The 12957-nt window shown below is 69.0% G+C and carries 14 protein-coding genes; 10 read left to right on the forward strand and 4 right to left on the reverse strand.

Features of this window, described 5'->3' with window-relative positions; translation table 11 throughout:
* The first annotated feature begins 3 nt into the window (after positions 1–3).
* Positions 4–234, forward strand: coding sequence for an AsnC family transcriptional regulator (locus MKK51_RS06190; protein WP_243975693.1), 231 nt, complete (start codon positions 4–6; stop codon positions 232–234).
* Positions 235–377: 143 nt separating this feature from the next.
* On the opposite strand, the gene MKK51_RS06195 is transcribed toward MKK51_RS06190, so the two are convergent.
* Complete coding sequence (locus MKK51_RS06195) at positions 378–1205, reverse strand: 3'(2'),5'-bisphosphate nucleotidase CysQ (RefSeq protein ID WP_243975695.1); 828 nt, start codon at positions 1203–1205, stop codon at positions 378–380.
* A 322-nt stretch (positions 1206–1527) separates the two neighbouring features.
* Between MKK51_RS06195 and MKK51_RS06200 the strand changes: the two genes are divergently transcribed.
* A complete protein-coding gene (locus tag MKK51_RS06200; protein ID WP_243975696.1) occupies positions 1528–2040 on the forward strand; it encodes a DUF6101 family protein in 513 nt (170 codons plus the stop codon).
* A 13-nt stretch (positions 2041–2053) separates the two neighbouring features.
* Here MKK51_RS06200 and ubiA read toward each other — a convergent pair whose 3' ends face one another.
* Positions 2054–3010 carry a 4-hydroxybenzoate octaprenyltransferase gene (gene ubiA / locus MKK51_RS06205; RefSeq protein WP_243975697.1) on the reverse strand — a complete coding sequence of 319 codons (957 nt, stop codon included), beginning with the start codon at positions 3008–3010 and terminating at the stop codon, positions 2054–2056.
* A 38-nt stretch (positions 3011–3048) separates the two neighbouring features.
* Positions 3049–3516 carry a hypothetical protein gene (locus tag MKK51_RS06210; protein WP_243975698.1) on the reverse strand — a complete coding sequence of 156 codons (468 nt, stop codon included), beginning with the start codon at positions 3514–3516 and terminating at the stop codon, positions 3049–3051.
* A 238-nt stretch (positions 3517–3754) separates the two neighbouring features.
* Here MKK51_RS06210 and MKK51_RS06215 point away from each other — a divergent pair, with 238 nt between their 5' ends.
* The 6 genes from MKK51_RS06215 (at position 3755) to MKK51_RS06240 (ending at position 8018) form a co-directional block, all read left to right on the forward strand.
* A complete protein-coding gene (locus tag MKK51_RS06215; RefSeq protein WP_243975699.1) occupies positions 3755–4507 on the forward strand; it encodes a 16S rRNA (uracil(1498)-N(3))-methyltransferase in 753 nt (250 codons plus the stop codon).
* A gap of 130 nt (positions 4508–4637) precedes the next feature.
* Positions 4638–6005 carry a glutamate--cysteine ligase gene (locus MKK51_RS06220; protein WP_243975700.1) on the forward strand — a complete coding sequence of 456 codons (1368 nt, stop codon included), beginning with the start codon at positions 4638–4640 and terminating at the stop codon, positions 6003–6005.
* A 152-nt stretch (positions 6006–6157) separates the two neighbouring features.
* A complete protein-coding gene (locus MKK51_RS06225; RefSeq protein ID WP_243975701.1) occupies positions 6158–6550 on the forward strand; it encodes a hypothetical protein in 393 nt (130 codons plus the stop codon).
* Between the two features lie 78 nt (positions 6551–6628).
* A complete protein-coding gene (locus MKK51_RS06230; RefSeq protein ID WP_243975702.1) occupies positions 6629–6865 on the forward strand; it encodes a sulfurtransferase TusA family protein in 237 nt (78 codons plus the stop codon).
* A 110-nt stretch (positions 6866–6975) separates the two neighbouring features.
* Entirely contained in the window at positions 6976–7548 is a 573-nt protein-coding gene (locus MKK51_RS06235; RefSeq protein WP_243975703.1) for an NUDIX domain-containing protein, read from the forward strand.
* Positions 7549–7553: 5 nt separating this feature from the next.
* On the forward strand, positions 7554–8018 hold the full coding sequence (locus MKK51_RS06240) for a hypothetical protein (protein WP_243975704.1): 465 nt from the start codon (positions 7554–7556) through the stop codon (positions 8016–8018).
* Between the two features lie 142 nt (positions 8019–8160).
* On the opposite strand, the gene MKK51_RS06245 is transcribed toward MKK51_RS06240, so the two are convergent.
* Positions 8161–9144: a LacI family DNA-binding transcriptional regulator gene (locus MKK51_RS06245; RefSeq protein ID WP_243975705.1), complete on the reverse strand. Its 984-nt coding sequence runs from the start codon at positions 9142–9144 to the stop codon at positions 8161–8163.
* A 165-nt stretch (positions 9145–9309) separates the two neighbouring features.
* Between MKK51_RS06245 and ptsP the strand changes: the two genes are divergently transcribed.
* Positions 9310–11850: a phosphoenolpyruvate--protein phosphotransferase gene (gene ptsP, locus MKK51_RS06250; protein ID WP_243975707.1), complete on the forward strand. Its 2541-nt coding sequence runs from the start codon at positions 9310–9312 to the stop codon at positions 11848–11850.
* Complete coding sequence (pfkB, locus tag MKK51_RS06255; protein WP_243975709.1) at positions 11847–12818, forward strand: 1-phosphofructokinase; 972 nt, start codon at positions 11847–11849, stop codon at positions 12816–12818. Before ptsP ends, pfkB begins: the two co-directional genes overlap by 4 nt.
* Positions 12819–12957 lie beyond the last annotated feature (139 nt).

Here is a 12957-nt window from a genome sequence, read left to right on the forward strand (position 1 = left end):
AACATGTTGTTCGAATATACCCGGCGCCGTGGCGCCCGCTCGCCCATCACCGATGCGGCGACCTTCAAGGTGGGAAAACTGAAGCAGACGACGTCGCGTGAAGCGCAGGACATCGACCTCAGCCACCTCATCGACACCTCTTACAACTACCATTCGCCCCGCGAATTGCGGTGGCATCTCGCCGAACGGCTGGGCGTGGCTCCCGACGTGGTCGCGGTTCGCGAACACGCCTGATAGGGCCTTCTCCGTGCCGGGGATATTCTCCTCGCGTCGATGACGTTTCACGCCGAGTTCCTCACCGGGCTCGGCGTTCGCGTGTCCGGATCCCGTCCGCCCCTGACCCGATCCGGCTCAGGGGGAGACGCGACGCGACGACATCATCCCCGGTCCAGCGCCGCGACGACATCGTCGCGCAGACCGTCTGACATCGCAATGAGGGCACCGTGAACGGGGTCCGGGCGGTTATAGGTCGTGCGGAGTCCCTTCAGGTCGCTCACCGAGCCGCCGGCCTCGCGCAGGAGCAGATCGGCGCCGGCAAGATCCCAGTCGCGCGCGTCGGACGAGACCAGACCGACATCGATCGATCCCTCGGCGACCCGCGCCACGCGCAGGGCGAGGGAGGGCACACGCGGGACGATCCGGACGTCGAGGGCTTCGCCGTTCGTCGAGCCGCCGCGCGCAAGCTTGTCGATCATCGGTTTGGGTCCCGTCACCTTCGCCCCCGTGAGGACGGCCTGGTGCGAGACGGACAGCGGCACGCCGTTGCAGGTCGCCCCGCCTCCCGCCACGGCCTCGTAGAAGCGGTCGGTCACCGGCGCGTGGACGAAGCCTAGGATCGGCTGCCCGCCCGCCAGCAGCGCCACGGAGATCGACCAATCCGGATGGCCGGTGAGGAAGGCCCGCGTCCCGTCGATGGGGTCGACGATCCAGACGAGGTCCGAGCCGAGCCGGATGGCATCGTCGCTGGTCTCCTCGGACAGCCAGGCCGCCGCCGGCAGGAGCGCGCTGAGGCGGATCTTCAGGAACGTATCCACCGCGACGTCGGCTTCCGTCACCGGCGAACCGCCGGCTTTCGACCATGTCCGCGCGGTCGTCTGCGCTCCCGACCTGAAGAAGGGCAGGGCCAGGGACGCCGCCTCGCGGATCGCCTCCCTCAGGGCGGGAAGAAGCGCCTGGGCGGCTTTGGTCGACATCGTGTCGGACATGCGTCTCCGGATCGTCGGTGTTCTGGCGGTGGCGGTGGCGAATCGGTCTTCCCGGCGCAGGACGGCGCGAGGGATCGATTTCTTTGTAGGGTGCGCCTTCGACACTCACAAGGATCGCGCGCCGGCGATGCCGGCGGATCCTGACGAATGCGGCAAGGAAATGTTGAGCATTCCGAACGCTTCCCGCCCATCCACTATCGCTTAACTCTGGCTATTAAGCTGGTCTGAGGGGGTTAGACGCGAATCTGCTTGTCATAAGAGACGGCCCTGAAGAGGCCGATCACACCAACAGGGCGTCGGTCCAATGAACACTTTCTCAAACATGAACCAGACCGAGACAAATGTCGGCATCGTCGCGGAAACATGCGTTCAGGACGGCATCTCGCAGCCGACGATGACGTTCTCTCCGTCGCCGCTTCCGATCACCGGCCGTGTCTCCGGCGGCACCGAGGCCGTCGGCGTCGCCCTGGCCTTCGCTTCCGAGGACAGCGATGCGTGCGACGAAGACCGCTTCGCGCTCCTCCTGGTGGATGGCGCCGGCACCACGCTCGGCCGCCTCGGTCCTTACGGAGACGACGACGTCGTGGCGATCTGGCGGGATTGCTCGGCCCGGACGGGACTGCCGCGGATGATCGTGCGCGAGGACGGTACCCTCGCCGTCGTCTCGCGCCAGCTCGGCCGGGTCGCCCTCGGCACCACGCGCACCCGCCGCCGCCACGGTCTCCTCAACGGCCGCCGCCCGCGCTTCCTCGTCCGCCGCAAGACCGGCGTGCTGCCGGTGCGTCCGTTGATCTATCGCGGCGAGAACGAGATCGTTGGCGGCGCCCTGTCCTGAAACCGGATCGGCCTCAGGACAGACCCTGCCAGACGGCATCGGCCACCAGTCCGGCAAAGAGGATCAGGCCGGCATCGCGGTTGGAGCGAAAGAGCGTCAGGGCCCCGCGCCCGTCGCCGGGTTTCAGACGGACCACCTGCCATCCGAGATGGAGGGCGAAGAGGGCGACGCCGAGGGCGCCCACGGGACCGGCCCCTGCCAGATACGAGGCGGCGGCGACGGCCGCGACCGAAACGGCGTAGCAGAGGCCGATGGCCGGCCGTAGACCGCGTCCGAACAGGCGGGCCGAGGAGCGGATGCCGGCGATTTCGTCATCCTCGATGTCCTGCACCGCATAGATCGTATCGTAGCCGACGACCCACGCCACTGTGCCGGCATAGAGCAGCAGCGCCGGGGCACCGAGATCGCCGAAAGCGGCGACCCAGCCCATCAGCGCCCCCCACGAGAAGGCGAGGCCGAGCACCGCCTGGGGCATCGACATCACCCGCTTCATGAACGGATAGATCGCCACCGGCAGGAGCGACGCCATGCCGACGAGGATGGCGGTGGAGTTGAACTGCAGCAGCACCGCCAGTCCCACCAGAGCCTGCAGCACCAAAAAGACCGCGGCGGAGCGTGTCCGCACCTGCCCGGAGGGGAGGGGACGCGAGCGCGTGCGCTCCACCTGAGCGTCGAGGTCGCGATCGGCAATGTCGTTGTAGGTCGAGCCCGCCCCCCTCATGGCGATGGCGCCGATGAGGAACAGGACGAGATGGGCGGGGTCCGGAAACACCCTGTGACCGGCGATCGCGGCGAGGGCGGCCGACCACCAGCACGGCAGCAGCAGGAGCCACCAGCCTATCGGCCGGTCGATCCGGGCCAGCCTGAGATAGGGGCGCAGGCCGCGCGGGGCGAGGCGATCGACCCAGTGCCCGGCAACCGCATCCGCGACCCTGCCATCCGCACCGTGCCGGGAGGTCACGCCCGCCATGCGGAAACGAGGCCGTGGAGCGGCGACTCAGCCAAGGCTCAGAGCGCGCCCTGCGGCATCTTCAGGCTGCCGGTGAGGCCGGGGCCGCCGAGCATGCCGCCACCACCGCCACCGTTCTGGGCCTGTGCCCGTGCCTGGGCCTCCATCTTCGCGGCCTGGGCGGCGACGCCGCAGATCTTGGTGCGAATGCCGGCGACCTTCATGTGGTCGGCCTTGAAACCTTCGGCGAAAGAATCGGGGATCGAGCACCATTCCTTATTGGCGGCGATCCACTTGACGCCCTCGTTGCCGTTGGCCTGCAGCTTGCCGAACAGGGCACAGGCTTCGGCCGGCGTCATCTTCTTCTTCGAGTTCGAGGCGGCATTCGCCTTGGCCACGAGATCCTTGCGCGACTGAAGCGTCTTCTGGATGTCGCCGCATTCCGCGTTCTGCGCGAAAGCAGGGCCGGCGAGGAGGGCGGAGCCGAGAAGGGCTCCGGCGACCGCCGCGATGGTCTTCGATGACATTATCTAGGCTTCCCTCTCCCCCAATCGCCGCCGGTGCCCGGTTCGTGGCCGCCGGAGCGATTGCCTATCCTGCGAGATGTCTCGCCATAGGAATGTGGCGTCTTTCGAGACGTAAACGGGCGGTAAGAAATGCGCGTGGGGAAACGCCACATAATCCGGCCATGTTGCCCTTCCGCATCACCCCGGCTTCCGCCGCGCGTTGACAGGTGTTGAGCCGCGGGCGAGACCACCCCGATCCATGGCACATTACGATTTCACCGCCCCGCGCCTCTTCGTCGAGCCCGACCTTCGCGAAGGGACGGTCCTCCCGTTGGAGCGGGCGCAGGCGAACTACCTGCTGAACGTCCTGCGACGCGGTCCGGACGACCCGGTCCTGGTCTTCAACGGACGCGACGGCGAGTGGCGCACCCGTATCGCCCAGAACGGTCGCAAGAGCGCGGAACTCACCGTCGTCGAGCTCCTGCGCCCGCAGCCCGGGCGGGCGGATCTGCACTACCTCTTCGCGCCGCTGAAGACCGCGAGGCTGGATTATCTGGCCCAGAAGGCGGTGGAGATGGGTGCCGGCACCATCCGACCCGTCTTCACCCGCTACACCCAGGGCGAGCGAATCAACCTGGATCGCCTGCGCGCCAACGCCATCGAGGCGGCCGAGCAATGCGGCATCCTGGCGATTCCCGATCTCCCCGATGCGGTCCGGCTCCCCGTCGCCCTGGCGGAGCTCGCCCCCGCCCGGCTCCTCGTCTTTTGCGACGAAGACGCCCCCGTCACCGACCCGATCGCGGCTCTTCGGGGAGCGGCGGACCCGGCGGCGCCACCGCCGCTCGCCGTACTGATCGGGCCCGAGGGCGGGTTCTCGCCCGAGGAGAGGGACATGATCGCGGCCCGGCCGAACACCGTGGCCCTGTCGCTCGGACCACGCATCCTGCGCGCGGACACCGCCGCCGTGGTGGCACTAGCTCTGGTACAGTCTGTGCTCGGCGACACACGCTGAGCGGGCCTCCCGTGGCCTACGTTGTTCCGACCTCGCCGCTGGACTAAGGAGTCGCCATCTCTTCAGGAGGCACCTCCGCTGCGGTCCGGCGCGCCTCTCATCACAAACGACCTTCACCACGAGGCAGCGCATGGCGCGCGATACGTCCGACACCACACCGCTGACGAAGCGGGACGAGCTGATCGCGTGGTTCGCCGACGGCGAGAAACCGCGCGAGAGCTTCGCCGTTGGTACCGAGCACGAGAAGGTTCCATTCTATCGCGACGGCAACAGCCCTGTCCCCTACGAAGGCGAGACCGGCATCCGCGCCCTGCTCGAGGGCGTGGCGCGCGAGACCGGCTGGGAGGCGATCGAGGATGCGGGCCACCTGATCGGCCTCGCCGGCGGGGATGGCGGCGCGATTTCACTCGAGCCCGGCGGGCAGTTCGAACTGTCCGGCGCGCCGCTCCCGGACGTCCACGCCACCGAGCGTGAGCTGCGCCGGCATCTCGAAGCCACCGCGCGGGCCGCCGATCCCCTCGGCATCGGCTTCCTCGACCTCGGCATGAGCCCGAAATGGACCCGCGAGGGCACGCCGGTCATGCCCAAGAGCCGCTACAAGATCATGGCGGGCTACATGCCGAAGGTCGGAAGCCTCGGCCTCGACATGATGCTGCGCACCGCCACCGTCCAGGTGAATCTCGACTTCTCCTCCGAGGCCGACATGGCGGCGAAGATGCGGGTCGCCCTCGCACTGCAGCCGGTGGCGACGGCGCTCTTCGCCAATTCCCCGTTTACCGATGGCCGCCCCAACGGCTTCCTCTCCCGCCGCTCCGAGATCTGGCGCGACACCGACGCCGACCGGACCGGCATGCTGCCCCGCGCCTTCGAGGCCGGATTCGGCTACGAGGCCTATGTCGACTGGCTGCTCGACATGCCGATGTATTTCGTCAAGCGCGGCGAGACCTATCACGACGTCAGCGGCGCCTCGTTCCGCGACCTCATGGACGGACGCCTCGCAGCCCTTCCCGGCGAGCGGGCCACGATGTCCGACTGGGCCAACCACGCCTCCACCGCTTTCCCCGAGGTGAGGCTGAAGCGCTACATCGAGATGCGCGGTTCGGATGTGGGCGGCGCGGACATGATTGTCGCGCAGGCGGCGTTCTGGGTCGGCCTTCTCTACGACGAGGCCGGGCTCGCGGCCGCCTGGGACATCGCCAAGGCCTGGAGCGACTCCGAGCGGGAATGCCTGCGCGCCATGGTTCCGCGCCTCGGCCTTGCCACGCCGATCGCAGGCCGCAGTCTCGGGACCGTGGCGGCGGAAGCCTTGGCCATCGCCCGCAAGGGTCTCGAAGCGCGCGGCCGCCGCGACGAGCAGGGGCGCGACGAGACGCACTATCTGCAACCGCTCGAAGGCATCGTCGCCAGTGGCCGCTCGCGGGCGGAGGACAGGCTCGCCGATTACGAAGGTCCGTGGCGGCGCACGGTGGAGCCAGCCTTCACCGAATGCGTATTCTGAAGAGACGCTATTGACTATGAAACCATGTCGCCGCGCCGCGACAATTGTGCCGGGGCACACGTTCAGCCGATAGTGCCTCGTCTGTTCCGGAACGGTTCATCCGAGATAGTGTTTTAACGGATCAGGTTTACTCGATTTAGGAGATCGCACGCATGTCGCGCATCATGTCCCTGGTCCTTGCCGGTTCGACCGCCGTCGGTCTGGCGGCAGCTCCTCTCTCCGGCGCACAGGCCGCCCCGATGCCCGCGCTGACATCGGCGCAGGTCGCCGGCAGCGGTTCGGCGGTGGAGACCGTGCGCTACGGCCGTTACTACGGCGGCGGCTACGGCTACCGCCGCGGCTATTACGGCGGCGGCTATCGCCGTGGCCCCGGGATCGGTGGGGCCCTCGCGGCGGGTGCGGCCCTCGGCATCATCGGCGGTGCCATCGCGGCGAGCCAGGCTCCCCGCTACGGCTATTACGAGGGCGGCTACGCACCTGCCTACGGGTATGCCCCGGCCTATGGCTACGCCCCGGCCTACGGCTATCCTGCCTACGGCTACTAACGTCATCTACAGAACTCCGTCTCCGGCCCCGCTCCAGGTTCCAGCCTCGGGCGGGGCTTTTCGTATCGCGGGGCAGACATGACCGACGCGTCGCCCGTCCTCGATCTCAGCGGCCTGAAATGCCCCCTGCCGGTGCTGCGCACCCGCAAGGCCATGCGTGGCCTGGAGGCCGGGGCGGTGCTGACCGTCCTCTGCACCGACCCGGTCTCGGTGATCGACATCCCCCATCTCGTCACCCAGGAGGGTGACCGTCTCGTGGCTCAGGGTCGGGACGACGGCGTCTTCAGCTTCACCATCGAGAAAGGCGGCGCCTGAAAACGCGTTCATTCCGCGCCGTCTTCGCCTCAATGATGCGGCAACTCGCGGTTAGGTGATCCCGAAGAAGGCCGCGCGACCGCCCGCGGCCGGAAGACGGGAACGACTATATGGCGCCGGTGATCCGTGGCACCCGCATCCTGCACGATGGCTGGAGCCGTTTTCTCGTGGCCGAAGTCACGATGCCGGACGGCACGCGCCTGACCCGCGAGATCGAGGATCACGGCCGCGCGGTCGCGGTGCTGCCCTATGATCCCGAGCGCCGCGTGGCCCTGCTGGTGGAGCAGTTCCGGCCCCCCACCTTCTTTGCCGCCGGCACCCTGTCGCTCCTCGAAGTCCCGGCCGGGCTCCTCGACGAATCCGAGCCCGAGGACGGCGCCCGCCGCGAGGCCTTCGAGGAGACCGGCGTCCGCCTCGGCGCCCTCGAACGTCTGACGACCGGCTGGTCCATGCCCGGCATCTCCACAGAGCAGATGGATCTCTTCCTCGGCGCCTATACCGCCGCCGACCGCTCCGGCCCCGGCGGCGGCCTCGCCGACGAGCACGAGACCATCACCGTCCACGAGATGCCCCTCGCCACCTTCGCCGCCATGAGCGACCGGGGCGAGATCACCGACATGAAGACCTTGCTGCTGCTCTTCGCCCTGCGGCTGCGTCGGCCGGAGCTGTTTGCGGAGGCGTAAGGGGAATGGCGGTGGTGAAGGGACTCCTCTGTCCGATGATCGCCCGCTTCGAAAATGACGACGGCACGATCGACGCCCCGCCAAAAGACCGCCTGCCACGAATGGCGTCGGCGAAGTTCATGATGTCGCTCGACGTGCTCGTACTGGCCTCATCGGTACTGATGATCGCCAATGGCGGTGCTGCGATGGCCGAAAGTGGCAGGGATTCATCGGCACCCATCAGCGACCGACCGGCGTGTCCGGGCGACTTTCACAATGAGGCGACACCACGCTTCCGAGCTCTTTCCGCTTGTCGTGCGGCAGAGGCGGGACCGGAGCAGGACCGACTGTGCCGACCGTTTCACTCCATCGCGGGTAGCATGTGGCGCCAGTACGACGGGCCGGTCCTCGGCACGCCGCGTGAATACGAACTACCGGGGACTTGGAAGGACTTCACAATGATCCTCTGCAATATAAGCGAAATTTGGTAGCTTTCGGCACCTGAAAGACCTCGCTGACCCTGCTTGATCTTTGAGATTTTGGATCGATCTCCCCTCTCGGCTTCCAGTGAGAAAGTTCGGTCGACGGCAACCGAGCCACCAACAACTCATTCAGACTTGTCCCACCACCACGTCACGTTCTCGACGAAGACCCCCGCACCACCAGCCGCCCGCTCAGGACGACCTTGCGGATCGGCTGGTCCGGCGCCTTCAGGCGGTCGAACAGGAGCGACATGGCCTGGGCGCCGATCTCGGCGACGGGTTGCTCGATCACCGTGAGGCCGGGTTCGACGAGGTCGGTCCAGGAATCGTTGTCGAACCCGGCAAGGCCGAGATCGTCCGGTACGCCGAGGCCCGCCGTCCGGGCGGCGCGCACCGCCCCCATCAGCATCAGCCCGTTGGAGAGAATCAGCGCGTCGGGCGGCGTCGCCTCCGAGAGCCAGCGGCCGACGCTCGCTTCGGACGCGGCGGCGTTGGGTGGCGCCGAGCGCATGTCGGGCACGAGGCCCGCGCGCCGGATCGCCGTCTCGTAGCCGGCCCGGCGTTCCTGGGCGGTGGACGAGGTGGAGCCGAACAGGCCGCCGATCCGCCGGTAGCCGCGCCCGATCAGGTGGTCCACGAGGAGGGATGCGGCGGCCCCGTTGTCGAGGACGACGCTGTCATGGGTGCCGGGCGGCCCGGTCCTGTCGATGAAGACGACGGGGACGTCGAGGTCGCGGGCGGCGAGCCTGTCCGCCGTGATCCGCGTCGGCGCGAAGATCACGCCGGTGACGCGCTCCTCCTCCATCAGCCGGAGATACATCGCCTCGCGGTCGGGATCCTCGTCGGTGTTGCACAGGATCAGCCGCATGCCGGCCGCATAGGCCGCGTCCTCGACGGCGCGGCTCACCGCCGTGAAGAACGGGTTGCGGATGTCGGCGACGATCAGGCCGATCGTCCGGGTCGATTGCGAGCGCAGGCGCCGCGCCGAGAGGTTCGGGCGGTAGCCGGTGAGGCGCACGGCCTCCTCCACCTGGCGCTTCAAGGCCTCGCTGACGGGCCCGCGCCCGAGGGCGCGGGAGACCGTCGCGGTGGAAACGCCGGCGGCGCGGGCGACGTCGCGGATGCCGATCGTCATGGAATCGGCCTCACCGGACAGGAAACGTTTTCAGCATCATGATGACGTTCTTGCACTCCCATCCACGGGCGACAAGGCGACACAATGAATTATTTCACCGGAGATCGTTGACAGAAGCGATGAAAACGTTTTCATTGCGATCAACGACAACAGGGAGGGCACGCCATGCTCGCACCGACGCCGGTCCTGACACCCCGATTGCTGATCCGCCTCGGCGCGACGCCCGCGACCAAGGAGGACGCCATCCGCGAGGCGTCGCAGTTGCTGGTGGCGGGGGGCTGTATCGATGCGGCCTATGGTGCAAGTATGCTGCGCCGGGAGACCGTGGCGAACACGTATCTCGGCCACGGCGTGGTCATTCCCCACGGCATGGTCGACGACCGGCATCTGGTGCGCGAGAGCGGGCTGGCGATCCTTCAGGTGCCGGGCGGCGTCGCCTGGCACGATGGCCAGATCGCCCATCTCGTGGTCGCCATCGCGGCGCAGTCGGACACTCACATCACCATCCTGCGCCGGCTCACGCGGCTGATCCAGGACGAGGCGCGTCTCTCGAGCCTGCGGAATACCGATGCCAAGGAAGACATCGCGGCGGCGCTTTCCGAGGATGCGCCCGTCACCGGCTCGGCCGGCCCCGCCGCCGATCTGCGCCAGCGCTTCGACTGGACCGTGGACTATCCCACCGGCCTCCATGCCAGGCCGGCCTCGCATTGGGTCGAGGTGGCGCGGCTGTGCCCGGCCCGGATCCAGGTCCGGCACGGATCGGAGATCGCCGACGCCAAGAACCTCATCGCCCTGCTTCAGCTCGGCCTGCGCTGCGGTGACGACGTGACGATATCGGCCGAGGGCGACGACGAGGCCGGAGCGCTGGCCAAGGTCTGCGCCGCGGTGACCTCCCTCACCGCGGCCGAGAAGGCCTCCGCCAGGGCCGCCGAGGACGCGGCCGCCAAGGCGGCCGGGCCGGTGGCCGGTTGGAACCCGTCCGATGCGCCGCGCACCATCGCGGGAATCGGCGCGAGCCCCGGCATCAGCATCGGCCCGATCCACGTGCTGGCCACCGCCGAGATCGCGGTGCCGGACCAGCCCGAGCCGCTCACCACGGGAGGAGATCGCCTGCACGCGGCGCTCGCCACCACCGGCGGCCAGTTGAGGGCGCTGGCCGACGATACCGAGCGCCGCCTCGGCAAGGCCGATGCCGGCATCTTCCGCGCCCAGGGCGAACTCATCGCCGATACCGACCTGATCACGCTGGCCTGCCAGCTCATGGTCGAGGGCCACGGCGTCGCCTTCGCCTGGAACGCGGCGGTGGAGCGGATGGCCGGGCGGCTCTCCGCCCTCGGCAACCCGGTTCTGGCCGCCCGTGCCGCCGATCTGCGCGATGTCGGCCGGCGGGTGCTGGCGCAGATCGACCCCTCCCTGAAGAGCGGTCACGACCTGCCCGACGTGCCCTGCATCCTGATCGCCGCCGATCTCGCACCCTCCGACACGGCCGGGCTCGATCCCACCCGCGTGATCGGCCTCGCCACGGCCCAGGGCGGCCCGACCTCGCATACCGCGATCCTCGCCCGCACCCTCGGCATCCCGGCGATGGTGGCCGGCGGGCAGGGGCTGATGGCCCTGCAGAACCACGGATCGGCGATCCTCGACGGCGGCACAGGCCGGCTCTACCTCGATCCGAGCGAAGCCGACCTCGCCTCGGCCCGCGACTGGCGCGACCGTCAGCGCGCCATCGCCGAGGAGGAGGCGCGGGAGCGCGCGCTCCCCGCCCGCACCAGGGACGGGCATTCCGTCGCCATCGGCGGCAACGTCAACACGTCCGAGCAGGTGCCGCTGGCCCTCGACCAGGGCGCGGAGGGCGTCGGCCTCATGCGCACCGAGTTCCTGTTCCTCGAGCGCGGCGACACCCCCTCCGAGGACGACCAATACGCCACCTACCGCGCCATGCTGCGGGCCCTGGCGGGGCGACCGCTGATCGTGCGGGCGCTGGATATCGGCGGCGACAAGCAGGTGGCGCATCTCCACCTGCCCAGGGAGGAGAACCCCTTCCTCGGCGTGCGCGGCGCGCGCCTCCTGCTGCGGCGGCCGGACCTGATGGAGCCGCAGCTGCGCGCCCTCTACCGCGCCGCCAGGGACGGCATCGCGGCCGACGCGCCCGGGGGCAAGGACGCCCCGCTGTCGATCATGTTTCCGATGATCACGTCGATTCCCGAGATCATGACCCTGCGCGGCCATTGCGACCGGATCCGCGCCGAACTCGACGCTCCGGAACTGCCCATCGGCATCATGATCGAGGTGCCGGCCGCGGCGATCCAGGCCGATGCCCTGGCGAAATATTGCGACTTCTTCTCCATCGGCACCAACGACCTCACTCAATACGCCCTTGCCATCGACCGCCAGAACACCGAGCTCGCGCCGGAGGCCGACAGCCTGCACCCGGCCGTCCTGCGCCTGATCCGGATGACCTGCGCGGGCGCGGCGCGGCACGCGCGCTGGGTCGGCGTCTGCGGCGGCATCGCCGGCGATCCGTTCGTGGCGAGCCTTCTCGCCGGCCTCGGCGTCCACGAACTCTCGATGACGCCCCCCGACGTCCCCGCCGTCAAGGCGCGGCTCCGGGCATCGGAGATGAGCGAGCTGCGGGCGCTCGCCGCCCGCGCCTGCGACCAGGAGGACGCAGCGGCCGTCCGCGCCCTCGAAGGAGTCGCGGCATGAGCGCCCCCGCCATCGTGACCGTCACCCTCAACCCGGCCATCGACCAGACCGTCACCCTCGACGCACTGACGCCGGGCCATGTCCATCGGGCGTGCGCCGTGCGCTCGGATGCGGGCGGCAAGGGCGTCAACGTCGCCTCCTGCCTTGCCGATTGGGGCTTGAAGGTCTCGGCCACCGGCATCCTCGGCTCGGACAACGCCACTCCGTTCGAAGCCGTGTTCGCCCGCAAGGGGATCGACGACCGCTTCGCCTGGATACCCGGCGAGACCCGCACCAACCTGAAGCTCCTCGACGCCGCCACCGGCGAGACGACGGACATCAACCTGCCCGGCCTCGCCGCGACGTCGGGTGCCCTCGACACCATCCGGGCGGTCCTGCGCCAGGTCGCCACGGAGGGGAGCCTCGTCGTCCTTGCCGGCAGCCTGCCGGGGGGGCTCGGCGACGAGACCTACGCGATGCTGACGCAGCTCTTGAAGGACCGCGGCGTCCGCGTGGTGCTCGACGCGTCCGGGCCGGCCCTGACGGCAGCCCTCGCGTCGAGAAGTCTACCCGAGGTGATCAAGCCCAACCGCCAGGAACTGGCGGACTGGGCCGGCCGGCCCCTCGACACCCTGGCGGAGGTCGCCGGCACGGCGCGCGGCCTCGTCGCGCGGGGTATCCCCCTCGTGGTCGTGTCGCTGGGAGCGGACGGCGCTCTCTTCGTGACGCGCGACGAGGCGCTCCATGCCCATCCGCCACCGACGCAAGTGTCGAGTACGGTGGGAGCCGGAGATGCTCTGGTGGCGGGCCTCGTCGCGGCGCTGCATGCGGGTCTGCCCATGGTCGAGACCGCCCGGCTGGCCCTGGCCTTCGCCGCCGGAAAGCTCAAGCAGCCCGGCGCGAACCTGCCCAGTCGCGGCACCATCCTCGCCATCGTCGAGACGGTGCGGGTCGAACGCGTGGACATCCCGCCTCCGAGCTCACCCTGAACTGCTGCGACGCAGTCTCGAGGGAGGAGGCCAGGAATCGCCTGGCGAACGGCCCCCTCCTTCGAGGCCTGCGCCTCGCTCCGTCGCCTCCGGATGAGGTCGTCGGGCGGGATAGTGGAACCACCGACACACCGTAGAA

This window comes from Methylobacterium sp. E-045, from assembly GCF_022829685.1.
Lineage (GTDB): Bacteria > Pseudomonadota > Alphaproteobacteria > Rhizobiales > Beijerinckiaceae > Methylobacterium.